This is a genomic window from Paenibacillus sp. PastF-3, from assembly GCF_029893135.1.
Classification (GTDB): Bacteria; Bacillota; Bacilli; order Paenibacillales; family Paenibacillaceae; genus Paenibacillus_AQ; species Paenibacillus_AQ nitricinens.
The window spans coordinates 15212-36729 of the sequence record NZ_JARXWM010000017.1 but is presented as its reverse complement, the minus strand read 5'-3'; the positions used below and the strand labels follow the sequence as shown (position 1 = coordinate 36729).

Sequence of the window (21518 nt, the reverse complement as noted above, 5' to 3'; positions counted from 1 at the left end):
GGGATGGATCAACAAATGATTGTAGCAGGCTACGTGAGTGACTCCAAACTATCTGAGTTAACGCATGACCATTTGATGAAGTTAACGCATCTCAACGTTGCATTTGGTTATGTGAAGGATGAGCAGATTACAACAGCGCATTTGCAATGCACGAACCAGCTACAAGAGATGAAAGCGATATATCCGAATCTGACGCTGCTGCTCTCCGTTGGCGGATGGGGGAATGGGGGCTTCTCTGAGGCTGCCTATACCGAAGAAGGACGTCAGAAATTCGCAGCGTCGGCTGTGCAAGTGATAACAGATTTCCCGTTCGATGGAATCGATTTGGATTGGGAATACCCTTGTTACAGTGAAGCAGATATTGAATCTTCGCCGGATGATAAATGCAATTTCACACTGCTATTAAAGGCGATTCGAGATGCACTAGATGTGAAAGGTACAGCGGATGGCAGGCATTACTTGCTTACAATTGCGGCAGGTGCTGATCAGTATTACATTGATGGCACCGAGATGGATCAAGTACAGCGATATTTGGATTTTATACAGTTGATGACCTACGATATGCGTGGCGGATTCCAGATTCTAACGGGACATCATACGAATTTATTTCATACGACAGGAGATTTGTATCGTATCAGTACAGAGGCATCGGTGAATATGTTCATTCAGGCAGGCGTCCCCCGAGAGAAAATCGTCATTGGCGTGGCGTTCTATTCCCGAATGTGGAAGCAGGTGCCGAATAAGAATCATGGATTTCTACAAATGGCCGGCACAACAGGTGGCTATGGCCCAGAATATACAGAACTGTTTGCTAATTACATCAATCAGAATGGCTACACACGGCATTGGGACGATGAGGCGAAAGCACCGTTTTTATTTAATGGAGACACGTTTATTTCCTATGATGACGTGGATTCGATCACACATAAATGTGAGTATGTCAAACGTGAAAGACTTGCGGGCGCCATGTTCTGGGAATATAGCTGTGATAAGACACACACGCTGCTTGATGCACTGTATAGAGGCTTAAATGAGAGCGTGAAGTGATGCTACCTGTTCAATTAGTTAAGAAACATGATACTTCAGTCAACAAACGTTAGATTCAGGATGAATTCCCTTTTAATGCGCTTTATTATGATTTAAAGTAGGGGTGCAAGCAGGGTTAGACATCCTGATAACGTTGTTGCAGATCACAATTGTACACATGAAAGGAGTTTATGAAATGAGCAAAATTATTGGTGAAGCACTATCAAATATTCCTTGGCAGGATAAGCCGAGTGGCTATAACGCTCCAGTGTGGCGATATACCCATAATCCGATTATTCAGCGAGATGCACAATTAAACTCGAACAGTATTTTTAATTCCGCAGTTATTCCTTTTGAAGAGGGATATGCAGGGGTATTCCGTTGTGACTCCAGATCTGTAAGTATGGACATATTCGCTGGCTTCAGTCAGGACGGGCTTCAATGGGAGATTAATGAGAATCCGATTCAATTCGAAGGCGACGAATATGTAACAAAGCGGGAGTATCGTTACGATCCACGCGTCTGCAAAATCGAGGATAAATATTATCTTTCTTGGTGTAATGGATACCATGGTCCTACCATTGGTCTCGCATATACGTATGATTTCAAAACCTTTCACCAATTAGAAAACGCTTTCCTGCCATACAACCGGAATGGTGTATTATTTCCGCGCAAAATAAATGGAAAATATGCGATGTTAAGCCGTCCAAGTGATACAGGGCATACACCATTTGGAGATATCTTTTTTAGTGAGAGCCCTGACCTGACGTACTGGGGAAAGCATCGTTACGTGATGGGTACGATCAACTCGGACGCTTCTGCATGGCAATCGAAGAAAATTGGTCCAGGGCCGGTTCCAATCGAAACAGATCGCGGATGGTTGTTAATCTATCATGGTGTAATAAATACATGTAACGGGTTCGTTTATCGGATGGGTGTTGCTTTATTAGATTTGCATGAGCCATGGAAGGTGTTAGGACGCTCACGGAACTATATTCTTGGACCAGAGACATTGTATGAATGTGTAGGAGATGTGCCGAATGTCACCTTCCCTTGCGCAGCACTTTCCGATGGTGATACAGGCCGAATTGCAATTTACTATGGCTGTGCTGATACGGTAACAGGGGTTGCGTTCACAACTGTAGATGAGTTGTTCGACTATATGGATAAGTACCCGCTAGAGAATTAGTAGAGAAAGCGCAGCATCATGGCTAGTTAGAATAACTATAGGGAGAGATCGAGATGTCCGTTAAACGACCTTGGAAAATATACGCAATCCATCATTCTCATACAGATATCGGGTATACAGAGCGTCAGGAGAAAATTCAGCAGTATCATGTTAATTTCATTCGCCAGGTCCTGCATATTTTACGTGAAAGCAAATCGGGACGCCGTCCGGAATGGCAAGGATTTAAGTGGGTTTGTGAGACATTTTGGCCGATTGAAACCTTTCTGATGCAGGCGACAGAGCAAGAGAAGATAGAGTTCGCTGAAGGCGTGAGTCAGGGAGCTATCGGGTTGTCGGGGACTTATCTAAATATGACAGAATTAATTGGTAAAGAGCTGTTCCAATCGATGATTGCGCGGGTGTGTGATTACGGACAGTCCATAAAAATTCCTGTAACCTCGGCAATGACAGCAGATATCAACGGTTTCAGCTGGGGGTATGGTCAGGTCCTGCTGGATGCTGGGATCCAGAATCTGTCCACCTGTATTCATACGCATCACGGAATGTTCCCTTGCTGGAAGAAGCAGCAGCCGTTCTGGTGGGAGATGCCTTCAGGGGATCGCCTGTTGACGTGGAGCGGAGAGCATTATGTGTTCGGAAATGATCTGGGGCTTGTACCTGGCATGGGCGGTAAATATACGATTAAAGATGAGTTTGATATGAGCAAGGGCGCGGATTTTGAAATAGCTGAACAACGGATCGGGCGTTATATCGATCGTCTGACAGAGGATGGCTATGCATTTGATTTCTTTCCGGCAATGTTCTCAGGCTTGCCTACGGATAATAACCCGCCAAATGCGGCGGCCATAGAGTTTATCCAGCAATGGAACGAGAAGCATGGGGAGCGTATTGTAATTCAAATGGCTACGCTAGATGACTTCTTTGCAGAGGTCCGTGCCCATGCAGTACAGCACCCGGAAGATATTCCTGTCTATCGCGGAGATTGGCCCGATTGGTGGACGGATGGGGTTGGCTCGACACCAAAGCATGTACAAGTATTCCGTGAGGCACAGCGGGTGTATCAAAAGGTAAGAAGACTGGATCCTAATTATGACATCATATCCCCGGAAGCTATTAAAGAAATGGAATATCAATTAACGATGTTCGCTGAGCACACATGGGGCTATCATTCTTCGATTTCAGAGCCTTGGAACCCGTTTGTTCAAGAGTTAGGGCTGCGCAAGGAAGCGTTCGCTGCAAATGCGAGCACCGCTGCACATCGTGCGTTGTATGAAATCCTTGAAGCCAAGGGAGATGCCCTGCTTGCACCGGGTCGGCCGATGAAGTTCAAAATTTGCAATCCCTACAGCTATGTTCAGGAGGATCATGCTCATCTTATTCTTGAGGGTTGGTATTACGAGCAGATTAAAGAAGGGTTTGAGGTGCGTGATTTCAATACAGGTGAGGTGCTCCCATCTCAACTGCGTCTTGCGCATCGCGGGGTGATTGTAACCATTCCGGTCATGCTGGAGCCCCGGGAAGAAAAAGTGCTTCATATCGTAGCGGTTAAGCCAACAATCAAAACCGCATATATGAACGATTATGTGGCGTCGGATCGTGTATTGGATTTGGATGTTTCCCATGAAGTAAAGGACTTCCATGTGACATCCACCTATGCTGAAACACCATTTGTACGCATTGAATGGAAGAAGGGTGAAGGAATCACCTCTTGGAAGGATAAGCAGACTGGGCAGGAGCTGCTGCGTGCTGACCGGAATCATCATGCATTCACGCCGGTATATGATGTTACGCCAGCCACAAAGGTGGTCGAGATGACGGAGGTTCGCCGTCTTATGGGCCGTAATCGGAAAGGTCCGGATGCGATTGTATCTACAGGTATGTTGACAAGTGCAGTGATTGTTGGACAGGGAGAGCTTTATAGCATGATTCAATTAACCTATGAAGTTTCTGGTTGCGAGCATTATTCCTTGTTCTTAACCGTGTATGCGGATCGTCCGCGTGTGGACGTGGCGGTACGTATGCATAAGGAGAGTGTGTGGAAGCCTGAGAATTTGTATATTTCACTTCCGTTTGGCGGCGCATTGACAACTCCAGCGCAGGATCTGTGGGTGGATAAGATGGATGCATTAACTCGACTGCGTAAGGATCAATTGCCAGGTAGCTTGGCTGATTATACGGCTGTTGGTGAAGGTGCTGCGTATATTTCGAAGGAGCAAGGTATTGTGATTGCGATGCCAGACACTCCATTGATTCAACTAGGCTCCTTGGAGCATAAATATCGTCTCCTGAATGGCGATGCCAGACTGGAACAGGACCCTGCACACTTGTACGCCTGGGTGATGAATAACTATTGGGAAACCAACTTTGCAGCTACGCTTGGCGGCTTCTATGAATTCCGCTATTACATTACATGGGGTGAGAAGTTTAACAACCCTGAAGTATCGTTCGACATGTGTCGGGGGATGAATGCAGGAATCCTGGCGTGGAGACAATTCTAGTTCATGTGAACGGGAGGAATTGTAAGCTATGAGATATAAAGATTCATCCTTGCCGATTCATGAGCGTGCTATAGATTTATTGGTTCAAATGACGCTGGAGGAGAAGATCGGGCAGCTCCTCCAGCCCTTTGGCTGGAAGGCGTATGAGAAATCAGAAGGCAAGATTCAATTGACAGAAGTATTTAAGGAAGCAATTGCAAACGGTGGCGTGGGTTCTTTGTATGGTGTGCTGCGTGCAGATCCTTGGACAGAGGTAACATTGGAAACGGGGTTGTCACCTTTGGAAGGCGCAGAAGTAACGAATCTGATCCAGCAATATGCGATTGAGCATACACGTCTGGGTATTCCGATTCTGCTGGGCGAGGAATGCTCTCATGGTCATATGGCGATTGGCAACACCGTCTTTCCCGTACCGCTTGCCATGGGAAGTACATGGAATAGGGAATTATTCCGGCAGATCTGCCAAGCAGTGGCTGCAGAGACTCGGGCTGGGGGAGGGGCAGCCACCTACTCCCCAGTACTAGATATTGTACGTGATCCGCGCTGGGGGCGAACAGAAGAATGCTTTGGGGAAGATCCATATTTGAATAGTGAAATGGCAGTTGCTGCAGTGAGGGGCTTACAAGGCGATTCATTAAATACAGACCATTCGATCCTGGCAACACTAAAGCATTTCGTCGCGTATGGCAGCTCGGATGGTGGTCGTAATGCTGACACCGTGCGGATGGGAAAACGCGAGTTAATGGAGAAGGATTTGCTGCCTTTCCAGAGGGCAATTGAAGCTGGGGCCAAATCTGTTATGACAGCTTACAATGAGATCGATGGTGTTCCTTGTACCTCGAACAAGGCATTGTTAACAGATGTACTTCGTGAGCAATGGGGCTTTGACGGCTTCGTCATTACGGATTGTGGTGCGATCAGCCAGCTTAAACACGGTCACCAGATTTGTGAGACCGAAGAAGAGGCAGCATCACTTGCACTTAAAGCTGGTGTGGATATGGAGATGTCTGGTGAAACATTTGGCAGATGTCTAATGAATGCATTGCGGTTAAAGCTGATTGACATTTCCGATGTTGATCTCGCAGTCGAACGAATTCTGCATGTGAAGTTTGAATTGGGATTGTTTGAACGTCCCTTTGTTGATCCGGCTACAGCACAGCGTGTCGTTGGACAACAGTTGCATTTAGAGATGGCGCGACAAGCTGCACGTGAAAGCATTATTCTTTTGAAGAATCATGATAAGGCTCTGCCGCTTTCTCCGTCCCTTGGTAAGATTGCTGTTATTGGGCCGAATGCCAACAATATTTATAATCAATTGGGTGACTATACTTCACCACAGGAGCGTCATCACATTATTACCGTTTTGGACGGGGTTCGTGCTAAATGTGCAGGACTCAGCGAAGTGCTGTATGCTCCGGGCTGCCGCGTGAAAGATCCATCGAAAGCAGGCTTTGAGCTGGCAATGGAGGCGGCGTCAGCAGCGGATACCATTATTGCGGTTGTCGGGGGATCAAGTGCCCGTGATTTCGGTGAAGGTACGATTAATTTGAAGACAGGGGCTGCCGTCATTACGGATCAATTTAGTCTTAGTGATATGGATTGTGGGGAAGGTTTCGATCGTGCAGAGCTGAACTTATGCGGTGTGCAACTTGATCTGCTGCAGGAGCTGCACAGCTTGAACAAAAAACTGATTGTTGTCTATATCAATGGTCGTCCCATTGTCGAGCCATGGGTAGATGAGCATGCGGATGCCATTCTGGAGGCTTGGTACCCGGGACAGCAGGGCGGGCATGCGATTGCTGATATTTTGTACGGGGACTATAATCCATCCGGCCGGCTTACACTATCCATTCCAAAGCATCCAGGGCAATTACCGATTTACTACAATAAGAAACGCTCCAGAGGTCATCGCTATCTCGAGGTGGACTTTCATCCGCAATATGTGTTTGGTTATGGACTAAGCTATACAAGCTATCAATACGAGCATATTCGCTTGGATCAGACACAAATAGAGTTGGATGATTCTTGTACTGTATCCGTGGAGGTTACGAATATTGGCGAAGTAGCTGGACATGAGGTTGTTCAACTATATATAAAAGATTGCACTAGCACAATCACACGCCCGGAACGAGAATTAAAAGGATTTCAGAAGATTTATATTGAGCCTGGTGAGATGCGTACCGTTCAATTTCATATTACTCCGCGGGAGCTGCAGTTTGTCGGTTCTGATTTGCAGTGGACGGTTGAGCCCGGCAAATTTGAGATCATGATTGGATCGAACGTAGGAAATACCATTTCAACAAGCTTAGAGGTTGTTCCTCGTAACTTGAGATAGTAATCACAGGAGGGTTACCAAATTATGAAAGAGCATCGTTTACCTACTATTGAAATTAATAAGTTCCCTCTGCCTCAGGCGGTTCAGCAAGTCATGAAGGACGCTAGTGAACGTCTGGCTCATCGTCCGAAGCTGCGTCAATTATTTCAGAATTGTTTTCCAAATACACTAGAAACAACTACTAAGCTGTTGGATGACGGAACAACATTTGTGTTAACTGGCGATATTCCGGCGATGTGGCTGCGTGACTCTGTTGAGCAGGTTATTCATTATGTTCCTTTTGCCAAGGAAGATGCTGAGCTTGGGCGGATTCTAGAAGGCTTAATACGCCGTCATATGTTTTATATTCAAATTGATCCTTATGCGAATGCCTTTAACGAGTCAGCAAATGATTGGCACTGGAATGCAACGGATGAGACAGACAGCTCACCTTGGGTATGGGAGCGTAAATTTGAGCTGGATTCCATGTGCTTCTCATTCCGCTTGGCATATCTATATTGGAAAGAAACTGGACGCACCGGGATCTTTGATGAAGTTTTCCGAACCTCACTACTGAAGATGTTGAACGTATGGCAGATTGAGCAGGAGCACAAGGAGCAGTCAACCTACCGCTTTCAACGTCACAACGGCATCATGATAGATACATTACGTAAGAACGGTTTGGGGATGCCGGTAAATAATGTTGGACTGATCTGGTCAGGCTTCCGCCCCAGTGACGATGCGTGTGACTTTCACTTCAATATTCCATCGAATATGTTCGCCGCTGTAACGCTTCGACAATTGCAGGAAATTGCTCAATATGTATATAGAGATTCAAAGCTTGTAGCCCGAATGTCGGCAATGGAAGAAGAAATCCGGCATGCCATTGAGCTTTATGGAATCATTGACCATTCCAAATACGGCAAGATGTATGCGTTCGAAACGGATGGTTTCGGTAACCATTTATTGATGGACGATGCAGGTACTCCGAGCTTAATGTCAGCGCCCTATCTAGGTTACTGTGCGCCAGACGATCCGATATATTTGAATACCCGCAAATTTGCTCTGAGTGAGGATAATCCCTATTTCTTCAAAGGCGAGAAGCTCAGCGGCATTGGCAGTCCGCATACTAGCACGGGATTCGTATGGCATCTTGCTTATACGATGCAGGGCTTAACCGCAGTTGATCCGCAAGAGATGCTCGAGATGATTGAAATCTGTGAGTCGACAGATGCTGGTACTGGATTTATGCATGAGGGATTTGATGTCAATGATTCAACCCAATTTACACGTGAGTGGTTCGCTTGGTCGAACAGCCAGTTCGCACAGCTTGTGTGGAAGGCATTGGAATCAGGCATATTGCCCTAAAATAAATCACTATGAGCGGGATAGAGCTCACTAACTGTATAGGAGTGACAACTATGTTCGAGAAAAGACCTATTAACCCTATTCGGTATACTCAACAAATCAAGCCAGATACAGTTACGCCATATGCAAAAGCCGGAGTCCAGCGAGGTTTTGAGGCAATACTATCCCCGCTCCTACAACAAGCTGCGATGAATTCCACTAGTATTATTAATGTAGCTATTGACGGAACGCATGGTGCCCGATATCAGCACGTCCTGGCAAGGATCATAGATGTATTGGAACAAGAGGGGTATAAGACAGTTCTCATCGGAACCAATAGCTTTATGAAGACTAGTGAAGAGCTGCGCAAGTTCTTTGAAGCGAATATTACAGATAATCGTGCATTTGGTTATTTTTCGGATGCTAAGATTACAGATTATTTCATTCCAGAAGCACAAGATAAGATAGACAACTTCAAAAAACAGATTCAATTACCTGTCGACCAAACAACCTTCATCATCACGTTCGGACCAGGGGCTTATTGGCTCGGGAACGGCAACTACGATATTACCTACTTCTTGGATGTATCTCGTGAGTATCAGCAATTGGAACATAAAGCACATTTATTGAATTTCGGCTTTAGTTGGAACCGAGATGTGGTGGAGAAGTATAAAATCTGTCTATTTGTGGAATGGCCAGTGCTGGAAACTTACCGAAAAGAAGTATTGGATTCGATCCACTATTACGTGGATATGAATGAGCCAGAGTGTCCCAAGCTAACGACGGTCTTCACCCTACGCCAGATAATTGCAGATATCGCCAAGTCCCCTATGCGTGTGAAACCATTCTTCGCGCCAGGGATATGGGGCGGTCAATATTTGAAGAAATTCGCGGAGCTTCCGAAGGAGTGGGCCAACTGCGCATGGAGCTTTGAGCCGATTGCACCGGAGAACTCTATTTTGCTGAAATACAACGACGAAATAATCGAGGTACCCTTCCTCATAGTCATGCATTATGAGCATCCGGCCATTCTCGGGAATCGTATTGTCGGGCTGTTTGGTGATTATTTTCCGATTCGCTTCGACTACCTTGATACCATCGACGGAGATAGCTTGTCATGCCAGGTACATCCGAAGCAGGAGTATATTCGTGAGACATTTAATGAATTTATGGCACAACAAGAATCGTATTATATCATGGAGAATTTAGAGAATACATCAGTGTTCTTGGGACTGACCGAACAATGTACGAAGGAGGAATTCTTTAACGCGGTACACGATGCACAAGAAACTGGTGAACCGATTCAGATCACTGACTTCGTTAATCAATATGAAGCGAATAAGGGGGATTTATTCTTAATTCCTACAGGGACCGTTCATGCCTCTGGAAAGAATAACTTAGTGCTCGAAATATCCTCTACGACATGGTGGTTTACGTTCAAAATCTACGATTTTCTTCGTAAAGGAATGGATGGCAAGCCACGTCCTATTAATATTGAACATGCTTTTGACAATATTGATTTCGATAAAAAAACGGCATGGGTTGAGGACAATTTGATTCCTAAGCCAAGCTTGCTGAAAAAGCAGGGCATGAACGAAGAGTATGTTCTTGGACAGCGTGAAGATCTACTGTTTTATGTTCATCGTGTGCACTTACATGATACATGGGAGGACCATACAAATAACGAAATGGTAATGTATAACTTGGTTGAGGGAGAAAAGGTCCGTATAGTATCCTGTGCAGATGAATCTATATATATCGAGTTACAATATGCTGAATCATATATCCTCCCAGCCGTGTTTGGTGCCTACAAAATAATAAATATCGGAAACAAACCATGTAAGCTTGTGAAGGCTGGCGTATCCAAGGCATGGGATGTGAGTCTCCTTTGAAGCCTAAAGTCGTGATCGCTTTAGACGTGGGAGGAACCTTCATTAAGTCTGGTGTGGTCGTGGATGGAGAATTGCTACAGGCTAGCTGCAAGCAACATCCTTCCTTCGCTGACCAAGATGCCGATGTGATTATAGACCAATTTATTTCTATATTCGAAGATCAATATCAGTTCTATAGCGTTACACTAGGAAAATCCGTAGATTGTATTTGGAATATCGGTCTTGCCTTTCCCGGGCCCTTTGATTATCAGCATGGTATCTGTTATATTCAGGGGCTTAGTAAATATGAGGCGTTGTATGGTAAGAATGTACGAGAAGTATTATATACCCGGTTCAATACCTTACAACATAAGGAATGGGCGAAGCACCTGCTGCAGGCAGATATTCGATTTGAGAATGATGCGAAGCTGTTTGCTTTAGGCGTAAGCAGGTTATTTCCAAATGAACGATATATTTCGTTAACTTTAGGGACAGGGTTAGGCTCTGCATTTATTGATCATGCATCGCTCCTGAACGAAGGACCAGGTGTTCCCAAGGACGGTTGGCTCTATGATAAGCCTTTCCTAGAGAGCTCCATAGACGATGCCTTCTCACGTCGCGGAATTCTTCGCTTGGCTGAGCAGATGGGAGCTCTAGAAAAAGGAATGGACGTGAAGGAACTCGCAGAGCAAGCAAAAGATGGTAATAGCTTGTGCTGTAAGGTGTTTGAAGAATTCGGTACACGATTGGCTGAGATGCTAAAGTCCTATGTTATAGACTATCAGCCAACTCGCATCGTTATCGGCGGACAGATTGCCAAGAGCATCGATTTATTTGGTCCCGCCCTCCAGAAGGGATTGGCTGATTCATCTATGGGTATATTTACTTCAGTAAATGTGTTCGAACACACGCTTATCGGAATATCAAGATTATTTGACTGATCTCTTGGATTCAATTGCAACTTAACAATAATTAGGGCTGATTGGATATCCAATCGGCTTTTTTTGCTATCTGGTTTAAATTTCTATCAATCTCTCTATCATCAGATATCCCTCTGGAGGGATACCCAGCCCCCGTTATTATTGGTATACTTTAACAAATGATTCTACTTATGGAGTGTTTAAGGAGGTTATGATCGATGAGATCGAGCGGTATTCTTCTGATTTTTATAGCGCTTATAGTAACCGGTTGCTTTAACCAGCCATCCAATGGAGAAGACAAATTCACAACTACCATTAATGAACAAGAAGATGTGATAAACAGCCATGGAATGATTGTTAAGAATCTTAAGAAGCTGGATGCTTTTATCCAAAATAAAGCGGGTACGCAGCGTGTGGTTCATTACACAATTGAAGGTGATCCGATCTTTAATGACTTGAAATATACTGACCAAGGGATTGAAATGCGGCATGATAATTCCGAAGATACGTTTGGTAGTCCCCAAGTAATCACATACACTTGTCAGAACCTTGTTAGAAACGAAACGGATAAACTTCTGTCGTATACCTTAACGGGCTGCGAGGGCGAACAAGCAAAGATCGAGCTGCTACAGATTCCTTTTGACGTAACGAAACAAGATAAGTTTGAGTTTGTTTTAAAGTATGGTGTGAACCAAAAGAACGAAATTAATACGATAGAGAAGAAGTTGGTCAAAGATCTCCAGAATGGGGAAGTAGTCGAGGTTAGCGATTTTGAGCTTTCTGAACAGGAACGAGGACAAATCTATAAAGAAATGGTACTAGCGAATTACCTAGATGAAAAAGAATTATCTACCGAGTGTAATCGAAAACCTGCTGTAAGTTACGATTTATCGGTTCAGATTAATAGTGGAGAGCGTCATTATCAGTGGACGGAATGCCAGAATACTGAGGATGACGGTCAGATGACTGAACTAGCCCAAACGATCATTAAAATCGTGCAGGCTGGGAGCATTTATAAGCAACTTCCTGAGGTTAAGGGGCATTACGAATAATTTAAATAAATTGAACTAAAACATTCTAAAAAGGAAGAGTGGCGGAGGGGAAGTTTGGAACTGTAGGAGCGATAGCGTTCGCCTGAAAGCTTTCCGTAGGAAAGCTCGCTTCGGAAGCATAGGCTCACCGGACTTCAACCGTGAAACACGGTATATAATCAAGAAATCTGGGGACAACAACGGCCGGAAGTCCAAACATTCCCCGCAGTCACGTGTACCTTAAAGAAATACCTTAAGTTTTTAACTAATTTTCATTCTCAAATCATTGGAGGCAGTATTCATGCACCGTATATTATTAATTGAAGATGACGAAGCAATTAGTGAAATGGTTAGGTCCTATTTAGTAAAAGAGGGCTATGAAGTGGAAACGGCGTTTGATGGTGAAGTAGCGGAAAGAACATTCCGTACTAGTAATCCTTTTGATCTTGTATTATTAGACCTCATGCTGCCCAAGCGCAGTGGGACGGATATTCTCCAGACGATCCGTGCGAAAAGTCTAGTTCCTGTGTTGATCATGTCGGCCAAGGACAGTGATGTGGATAAAGCACTTGGACTTGGCTTTGGGGCAGACGATTATATTACCAAGCCATTTTCAATGATCGAATTAGCTGCAAGAGTGAAGGCTGCGATTCGAAGAGCGGGTTATGTTACTCCCACCATCCAACCGGAAGCTCCAATTCCTGCGAAGCAAAAGATTTCCATTGGTGGCCTGACTGTGGATTTGGATAATTTCTCTGCGCTAAAAAACGGGGAAGAAGTGAAGTTAACGTCTAAGGAATTTCATATTCTTAAGCTGTTCGTTACGCATCCGGGCAGAGTCTTCACCAAAGCGCAGATTTATGCTAGCGTATGGGCAGATGATTATTTCGGAGATGAGAACGTTATTAATGTACATATGAGAAGATTACGTGAAAAAATAGAAGATGATCCCTCCCATCCAGAGTTCATCAAGACATTATGGGGGATCGGGTATAAGCTGGGAGAACAGCTATAATGAGTATGGCGCTTAGTGTGATCATTGTACTCCTGCTCGTCGTCATTGGATGGCAATATCAGCATTCGCGTAAAGCTTCAAAAGACCTGAAATATATTCATGACAAACTAAGTAGCATCATGGCCGAAGGTTCACACGAGAGACTGCTGTTATTTAGTAGTAATTTAGAGCTGCAAAGTGTGCTAATTGATCTAAACCGGCTGCTCGACGTTAACCATAAAGGAAGCATTGAGCGCGTGATGCTGGAGAAATCCATGCGTAATATGCTGTCGAATATTTCCCACGATCTAAAGACTCCGCTAACGGTAGTACTCGGTTATATTGAAACAATTCTGCAGGATGAGCATATGCCAGCCGAGGAACGGGAACGTATGATGAACACAATTCACCAAAAAGCGAATGAAGTGATCCATCTGATGAACAAGTTTTTTGATTTGGCCAAGCTGGAATCGGGGGATCGGGAAATCAATCTTTCACGTGTGGAGGCAGGCGAGGTGTGCAGACGTAATATTCTCTCTTTCTATGATATCCTTAGCGCCAAGGGCAGTGAGGTAGAAATAGAGATCCCTGATGACTCGCTTTATTTCATGGGAAACGAAGAGGCGCTTGACCGGATACTGACCAATTTGTTATCGAATGCGATTACTTACGGGGATGCCGGAGGCGTATTAGGTTTGAAACTCTATAGTGATAAGAACAAAGTATACATAGATGTTTGGGACAAGGGAAAAGGCATTAGTGAAGTTCACCAGGATAAAGTATTCGAACGGCTCTATACACTGGAGGACTCGAGAAATCGATCATATCAAGGGAGTGGTCTGGGTCTGACGATTACCAAAAGATTAACAGAGCAGATGAATGGAACCATTACACTGGTTAGTCAACCGTTTGTGAGAACGGTATTTACCCTTTCTTTTCGCAGACTAAGCTTCTAAGGAGTGAAATTGTGTACAGCTTAAGATTTTCGTAAGAATCGAGTAATAAAAAAGAAAATTCTGCTGTGTACAATAAGAACTAAGGAAGACGAGACGAAAACAAAGGGGAGCACGGAAATGACTACGATACTTCGAACAAGAAATTTAACAAAAACCTACCAAGGCAAAGAAGCTGTCAGCAATGTAAATATGAATATTAAACAAGGTGAAATTTATGGTTTTCTTGGACCGAACGGTGCCGGCAAAACAACGGTCATGAAAATGATCACGAATCTCGTTAAACCGACGAGTGGCGAGATTGAGTTTTTTAATGAAAAAATGACAAATCATTCGTATGAAATGCTCAAACGGATGGGCTGCATCATTGAATATCCAGTGTTCTATGATAAGCTGACAGCCAAAGAAAACTTGATCCTGCATGGAGAATACATGGGCTATTATGATCCGCAAGCGATTGGCGAAGCACTGGAGCTGGTAAAGCTTACAGGTATCGATAAAAAGCCGGTGAAGCAATTTTCGCTTGGGATGAAGCAGCGCCTTGGTATTGCCAGAGCCTTTATGACGAAACCGGAGCTACTCATTCTGGATGAGCCGATTAATGGACTAGACCCTGTGGGAATCAAAGAGATGCGTGAAGTGTTCAGGATGCTCAGCCGTGAATATGGAATGACGTTACTTGTATCTAGTCATATTCTGGGGGAAATCGAGCAGATTGCTGATACGATCGGTGTGATCCGGCAGGGTGCTCTGGTAGAAGAGGTGGCGATGGATTCCATTCGCGGTCAAAATACAGAGTATATCGAAGTGGTTACGAATGAGATTAATAAAGCAGTGTACGTGCTCAAGCAAAAGCTTGGCCTCAATAATTTCAAAGTGCTGGACCATATTACAATAAGAATATATGACGGCGGAATCTCACAACGTGATCTGAATAAGGCGTTAGTGCTAGCAGACGTGGAGATTGAAAGCATCAGCAAGAAACAACATACACTGGAAGATTATTTTTTACAATTGATTGGGGGTGAGGGCGTTGCTTAAATTAATATCTTTGGAGATTCGGAAGAATAAGCTAAAGACGCTTCTTACAGGAGCAGCAATTGTCAATCTCGCTATCCTTGCATTTATGATTATGGTTTTATTCGTGGATCGAAATGAGAATGAACCGTCATTCGCTTCTTATGCAGATATGTTTGAGGGTGTGTTCGTTTTTGTTAAGGCTGCTTACATTATTTTCGCTTCCGTTATTATTAGCAGGCTGGTGATTGATGAGTATAAGAACAACACGATTACTCTTCTCTTCATGTATCCTATCTCACGTAAAAAGCTAATGACGGCGAAAATATTGATAGTGTTCGCCTTCACATTTGTTGCTATCATTGTGTCAGACATTGTAGTTGGCGCTATGCTAATAGGATTTAATTCGTTTGTAGGACTTATTCCTGGTGAGTTAAACCTTCCTATGATTACTTCAGAACTGTTTAAGTTGGGTGCAAACGCATTTTATGCAGCGGGTATCGCTCTGATCCCATTGTACTTTGGAATGAAGAAAAAATCAGTTCCAGCCACCATCGTCTCGGCTGTGTTAGTTACGTCCCTAATTTCTGGTGGATTTGATCAAGCGCGCTTAGGTAATTTAGCGGCGGTGTCGATCTCGCTTGGATTGCTAGGAGCAGGTATTGCCTATATGGCCATTCGCAATATTGACCATAAAGATATAGCCTAAAATATTTACAGAAATCCCTCTTAAGAATCTCAGTACGATGTGTAAGTCATCGTGGTTGGGTTCTAAAGGGGGATTTAGTGTTTATTTGCGACCGATTAAAGTATATTTGCTATAATGATCAAAATAGAAGAATTTAAAATTTAAGATGATTTCCGTTCATTTTAGGGTAATGATAATGGATGAGAGAGCCTGAGGTGAAATGAATTGTGGATAAAGACTGGACGTCCATTCTAACACGATTGCTTTCGGAAGAGAGCGCTTATAAATCGTTATATGACCATCATCCTAATTTGATATTTGTGTTGGATCGGCAAGGTCGCTGCGTAGGAACGAATCGTACGTTCTATCTAGAATCCAGTGCAGAAGCATCGTTCCGAGATATAGGTCTGACAGCACATAAAAGATTATACCTTGTTGATGTAGCTAGCTTTGAGGCTGCCCTGCAAGGAAATCCCTCTAGCTTTGAATTGCAAGATTTGAACAATCCCAAAGCAGACGCCGTGAGGGGGGATTTTATTCCTATAACGATAGATGAGGGAATTGTCGGGGTATTCGCGATCATACAAGTGGATAATAGCAACTATCATCATTATTCGGAAGGGCTGCATGACTGGCTAAATGCATTGGCAGATTCTTTTCATGCTAAATTATCGGATAAGGTAGAACTTGAGTCTAACTTCAAACCTACTTTTGCTGCTGAAGTCGAGAATAAGAGAGCGAATCTTATTCTGAACTCCGTCTCAGCTGGAATATTTGTACTAGATCATTTGGGACGAACGCTCTTTATTAACCGTGAGGGAGCGGATATGTTAGGTTACCAGCCTACAGAATTGGTTGGCCTGAAGCTGATGGAATATATTCATCAAATCCAAGGCGATGGCTCACGTTATTCAACCCCTGATTGTCAGATCAGTCTTACGATTGCAGATGGAATTATCCGCAGGAAAGACGATGAGATCTTCTGGCGTAAGGATGGAACGAGCCTCTTCGTTAATTATCGGGTGGCGCCGCTTATGGATGGAGGGATGATCTCAGGAGCAGTTATTGCTTTTAGTGATATCACGAATGCAAAAGAAATCATTCGCGCTAAAGAATCTGCAGAGCAGGCGGCGCAAGCCAAATCGGATTTCTTAGCAATGATGAGTCATGAAATTCGGACACCGATGAATGGAATGATAGGGATGTCAGACCTTTTACTTGAAACCGATCTTGGAGAAGAACAGCGGGGGTATGTCGAGATTTTACGAAGCAGTAGTTACACGCTTTTACAGATCTTGAATGACATTCTTGATTTCAGCAAGATGGAAGCGGGTAAAATGCCGCTGCAAACCGAATCGTTTGAACTTCGAGAGATGATATCGGACATCATTGATTTATTTACGCCTAAAGCCGAAGAGAAGAAGCTGGCCTTGCGGTGGTGGGCGGATACGAGTGTTCCAACAACGTTACTGGCTGATCCGATCCGTTTGCGGCAGATTATTGTTAATCTGGTAGGGAATGCTCTGAAATTCACAGAGCATGGGAGCGTTACACTATCGGTTAAGAACATTCCACTTTCGGATTCAAAAGAATATTTGCTAGAATTCTCTGTACGTGATACAGGTGTTGGGATTGCCGATAATAAACTCAATTTATTATTTCAATCCTTCTCACAGCTGCACCCGACCATCAACCGTAAATATGGCGGTACAGGGCTGGGACTCGCGATTTGTAAGCAGCTGGTTGAGCTGATGGGTGGGACAATTTTTGTAGAAAGCGAAGAGAATAAAGGTTCAACGTTCCGGTTTATGTTACCCTTCATAAAAAAAGAGGTTGAGTAAAATTCAGCTTCAAATCAGAAGGGGTAAACGCACAAATCCCCGGTCCATTGACTTACGAAGCAATGGCCGGAGATTTGCATGAGATGATTAATCTTGAAGCATATACATGAGACCTACAGTATGTGGACCACAATGGCTACCAATAACACAACCTGCGTTGAGGATAGCGATTTCATTCACTTGAGTTTTCTCTCGTATCGCTGTCTCTAGATAGCGAGCATCTTCTTCCGCTAAGGTATGAACAACGATGAGCAGCTCTCTATCCATCCGATCGACGTTAACCAAGGCGTTCTGGAGCATTTGTTCCACGGCTTTTTCTTTTTTGCCACGAATTTTACTAGTAGGTACGATGCTGCCGTCTACAAGTCTAAGAACAGGACGAATTTTTAGCAGACTACCGATGAAATTCTGCATACCTGAACAGCGTCCACCCATATATAAGTAATCTAGCGTATCTACCACGAATTCTGTTTCTACAAGATTGCGACTCTGCTTCAGCATAGCTGCAATCTCAATGACACTGTGACCTTTTTCAGCGGCTCTGACAGCTTTCATAACGAGAAGAGCAATGCCTCCACATAAGGTCTGTGAATCAATAACCTGTACACGACCCTCAGGGAATTCCCCAGCAGCCAAAAGTGCATTCTGATATGTAGAGGATAGTGACGAGGAGAGACTGATATATACAATATCATCTCCACGGTTAATTACCGGATGAAAAGCGGCGATAAAGTCAGCTGGCGAAGGCGCGGCAGTCTTTGGCAATACTCCGCTTGCGGCTACACGGCGATACACTTCCTCTGGTGTGATATCTTCACCATCTTTGTAGGTTCCTTCTTCAAACACTACGTAAAGGGGAACGATGCCGATATTAAAAGTATCCTTCCAGCCTTGAGGCAAATCGGAAGTGCTGTCTGAAAATATTTTTACAGTAGACATGAATTTCTCCTTCACCGATAATCGGACGACAATAGTCATTATTGAATCACATAATCTATTTATTATACCAAGATTAAGCCGATTCTCAAAATGAAATCGTAGAAATTCTGAAAGAAAGAAAGACTATCCGGAATTCCGAATAGTCTTAGTAAGCTTTAATTTTTTTTCATAACCGGTATCCAGATCTCGCAGCGATAATCCTCTGCATCAGGTCTTCCCGGAAGGTATAACTCAAACTCGGGTCCTCCTGTATGCTCATAGCCTGTTGCAGGGAACCATTCCTGAAAGATCCGTGACCATGCTTGCTGAATAGCATTCGGCATTGGCCCAACTGAGGTGAACACAGCCCAGCTCGCAGCTGGTATCGTCGTAGAAGCAAAGCCCTGAGCATCTGTCTCTGGAGACGCTTCGACAGCAATCCAATAGGAGAAGGTTTCTTTTTCGTGATTGAAATCTTTACAAATCCCAAGGATGTCCTTATCAACACCGATCTCAATTAGCTTATCCGACGTACCATTTTCGTTAGCTTCAATCCACAGCTGGGGGATACGGCGTAAATTCTCCCCATCTTTCGTTGTCATTTCCTCAACTAGTCCGATAACATTAAAAGCTTCTCTTGTCTCAATTCTGTAGTCCATTTCTTTATCTCCCTTCAGTGATAGATGGAAGGAGAGTCTAGGGAAGGCTTTGAGCTGTACCCCTGACTCCCGCGCAGCAGAAGGAGTAATTCCATGTGCTTTGCGGAATGCTTTGGCAAACGACTCGGGAGAGTCATATCCGTATTTTAATGAGACATCTAGCACCTTAACTTTAGAAATAGCGAGTTCCTGTGCCGCCAGAGTTAGTTTCCGTTTACGGATATAGTCTTTGACTGATACTCCGGTAAGCATGTAGAACATACGCTGGAAGTGAAAAGGGGAGGAATAAGCCACCTTTGCTATATCTTCTATATTAAAGGTTTCCTCCATTTTACTCTCCATATAATCTAAAGCTTCTTTCATGCGGATAAGCCATTCCAAGCCTGCCATCTCCCTTGAGTTCATACTATCATGCCACCATTTGCAAATCCTGTTATTCCTTGCTCTCTAATGACAGGTTGCTGATGGAAGAATGATCTTAACAAAATCATCCTATATAGTATAACTCAGGAAGACGGAGAGAGTCAGCTTTGTAATCTGTACACTCTTGCTTCGTAAGGACGCAGAATTTCTCGTGTGGGTGAATCATCCGGATAATTTCCAATGATTAAATCAGTCACGGTGCTCAGCTCTGCGGAGAGATCAACGGTTTGAGGAGCTTCGCTGAAGTTCAGCAGGATCAGCCATTGTTCATCATCTAAAGTTCTGGTATAGGCATAGATGTTCTCATGTTCAGGCAGTAGCAGCTTATATTCTCCATATACCATAATCGGATTTTTTTTGCGCAAAGCAATTAATTCCTGGTAGTAGTAGAAGATTGAATCAGAATCCGCCAATGCTTGCTCTACATTAATTTCCTTATAAATCGGATTTACTTTAAGCCATGGTTCTCCCTCTGAAAATCCAGCATTAGCTGATGCATCCCATTGCATTGGGGTACGGGCGTTGTCTCGGCCTTTGACATGGATAGCGTTCAGAATCGTCTCATGATCTGCGCCACCCTCAGTTACTTTTTCACGGTACATATTCAAAATTTCGATGTCTTTATAATCTTCCAGCGTTGTGAATTTTACATTCGTCATCCCAATTTCTTCACCTTGGTAAATATAGGGGGTACCTTTAAGTGTATGTAGTAAGGTAGCGAGCATTTTGGCAGATATTATGCGATACTTCCCATCATCACCAAATCGTGAAACCATACGCGGCTGGTCATGATTGTTCAAGTACAGACTGTTCCAACCCTTGTCAGCCAGACCGACCTGCCATTTATGAAGTATGTCGCGCAGTTTAGTTAATGTCCATGGGGCTACATCCCATTTGCCTCCTGGACCGGAATCTACGTCCATATGCTCGAATTGGAATACCATCTGAAGCTCTTCACGATCTTCGTCTGTGTAAAGAACGGCATCCTCTACCGAAGCCCCTGGCGTTTCCCCGACGGTCATAATGTCATAGCCCGAAAGAACCTTTTGGTTCATTTCATGTAAAAACTCATGGACCCGGGGGCCATTCATAAAGTAATCGCCACCCCAAGCAAGTTCCTCTGGCACCTCGCCCTCGATTTGAAAGGAAGGCAGTCCTTCCGCTTTAGAAATCAAATTAATGACGTCCATCCGTAATCCATCCACACCCTTGTCAAGCCAGAAGGTAATCATCTTGTACAATTCCTCGCGCAGCTTTGGATTGTCCCAGTTGAGATCCGGTTGCTTGCGTGAGAACAGGTGTAGATAGTATTCGCCAGTAGTCTCATCTAGCTCCCAAGCCGGACCGCTGAATATGGAGCTCCAATTGTTAGGGCGTTCGCCATTCGGTCCACCTGGACGCCATATGTAGTAATCACGGTAGGGATTATCTTTTGACGAACGGGACTCTACGAACCAATGATGTTCATCAGAAGAGTGGTTGATTACAAGATCCATCATTAGTTTTATACCACGATCATGCAGTCCGGTCAGTAGTTCCTCCCAGTCTTTTAGCGTGCCGAACTCATCCATAATATCTTCGTAATCGCTGATGTCATAACCATTATCATCATTTGGCGATTTATATACTGGTGACAACCAAACTACATCGACACCGAGCTTCTGCAAATAATCCAGACGTGAAATGATACCTTGCAGATCTCCAATACCGTCACCATTACTATCTTGAAAGCTGCGTGGATAGATTTGATAAACGACAGCTTCCTTCCAAAAGGTTCTTTTCATTAATAATCACTCCTTATATAAGTTATCCATTTAGGAAAAAATTAA

The 21518-nt window shown here is 44.0% G+C and carries 16 protein-coding genes; 13 read left to right on the top strand and 3 right to left on the bottom strand.

What is annotated here, in order from left to right; genetic code table 11:
• The first annotated feature begins 3 nt into the window (after positions 1-3).
• From M2444_RS26005 to M2444_RS25945, 13 genes are all read left to right on the top strand, one after another.
• Positions 4-1047, top strand: coding sequence for a glycoside hydrolase family 18 protein (locus M2444_RS26005; RefSeq protein WP_280788381.1), 1044 nt, complete (start codon positions 4-6; stop codon positions 1045-1047).
• A 175-nt stretch (positions 1048-1222) separates the two neighbouring features.
• Positions 1223-2215: a glycoside hydrolase family 130 protein gene (locus M2444_RS26000; protein ID WP_280788380.1), complete on the top strand. Its 993-nt coding sequence runs from the start codon at positions 1223-1225 to the stop codon at positions 2213-2215.
• A gap of 53 nt (positions 2216-2268) precedes the next feature.
• On the top strand, positions 2269-4713 hold the full coding sequence (locus M2444_RS25995; RefSeq protein ID WP_280788379.1) for a glycoside hydrolase family 38 N-terminal domain-containing protein: 2445 nt from the start codon (positions 2269-2271) through the stop codon (positions 4711-4713).
• A gap of 28 nt (positions 4714-4741) precedes the next feature.
• Positions 4742-7048, top strand: a complete 2307-nt coding sequence (locus tag M2444_RS25990; RefSeq protein ID WP_280788378.1) for a glycoside hydrolase family 3 N-terminal domain-containing protein — start codon at positions 4742-4744, stop codon at positions 7046-7048.
• Positions 7049-7072: 24 nt separating this feature from the next.
• Positions 7073-8395 carry a glycoside hydrolase family 125 protein gene (locus M2444_RS25985; RefSeq protein WP_280788377.1) on the top strand — a complete coding sequence of 441 codons (1323 nt, stop codon included), beginning with the start codon at positions 7073-7075 and terminating at the stop codon, positions 8393-8395.
• A gap of 53 nt (positions 8396-8448) precedes the next feature.
• Entirely contained in the window at positions 8449-10266 is a 1818-nt protein-coding gene (locus M2444_RS25980) for a class I mannose-6-phosphate isomerase (protein ID WP_094878094.1), read from the top strand.
• Positions 10263-11186 (top strand): ROK family protein, encoded by a 924-nt coding sequence (locus M2444_RS25975; protein ID WP_179283754.1) that lies wholly within the window; start codon positions 10263-10265, stop codon positions 11184-11186. Before M2444_RS25980 ends, M2444_RS25975 begins: the two co-directional genes overlap by 4 nt.
• A 197-nt stretch (positions 11187-11383) precedes the next feature.
• The gene (locus M2444_RS25970; RefSeq protein WP_280788376.1) at positions 11384-12217 is read left to right on the top strand and encodes a DUF4362 domain-containing protein; all 834 of its coding nucleotides are present in this window, start codon (positions 11384-11386) and stop codon (positions 12215-12217) included.
• Between the two features lie 280 nt (positions 12218-12497).
• Complete coding sequence (locus M2444_RS25965) at positions 12498-13211, top strand: response regulator transcription factor (RefSeq protein WP_094873897.1); 714 nt, start codon at positions 12498-12500, stop codon at positions 13209-13211.
• Positions 13211-14146 carry a sensor histidine kinase gene (locus M2444_RS25960; protein ID WP_280788375.1) on the top strand — a complete coding sequence of 312 codons (936 nt, stop codon included), beginning with the start codon at positions 13211-13213 and terminating at the stop codon, positions 14144-14146. Before M2444_RS25965 ends, M2444_RS25960 begins: the two co-directional genes overlap by 1 nt.
• 117 nt (positions 14147-14263) lie before the next feature.
• On the top strand, positions 14264-15184 hold the full coding sequence (locus M2444_RS25955) for an ABC transporter ATP-binding protein (protein WP_094873900.1): 921 nt from the start codon (positions 14264-14266) through the stop codon (positions 15182-15184).
• Entirely contained in the window at positions 15177-15869 is a 693-nt protein-coding gene (locus tag M2444_RS25950; RefSeq protein ID WP_094878399.1) for an ABC transporter permease, read from the top strand. Before M2444_RS25955 ends, M2444_RS25950 begins: the two co-directional genes overlap by 8 nt.
• Positions 15870-16075: 206 nt before the next feature.
• Positions 16076-17689 (top strand): PAS domain-containing sensor histidine kinase, encoded by a 1614-nt coding sequence (locus tag M2444_RS25945; RefSeq protein WP_094878400.1) that lies wholly within the window; start codon positions 16076-16078, stop codon positions 17687-17689.
• A gap of 87 nt (positions 17690-17776) precedes the next feature.
• Here M2444_RS25945 and M2444_RS25940 read toward each other — a convergent pair whose 3' ends face one another.
• From M2444_RS25940 to M2444_RS25930, 3 genes are all read right to left on the bottom strand, one after another.
• Entirely contained in the window at positions 17777-18628 is an 852-nt protein-coding gene (locus M2444_RS25940; protein WP_094878401.1) for a DegV family protein, read from the bottom strand.
• Positions 18629-18783: 155 nt separating this feature from the next.
• Positions 18784-19671: an AraC family transcriptional regulator gene (locus M2444_RS25935; protein WP_256990648.1), complete on the bottom strand. Its 888-nt coding sequence runs from the start codon at positions 19669-19671 to the stop codon at positions 18784-18786.
• A gap of 119 nt (positions 19672-19790) precedes the next feature.
• A complete protein-coding gene (locus M2444_RS25930) occupies positions 19791-21473 on the bottom strand; it encodes a glycoside hydrolase family 13 protein (RefSeq protein ID WP_094878402.1) in 1683 nt (560 codons plus the stop codon).
• Between the last annotated feature and the right edge of the window lie 45 nt (positions 21474-21518).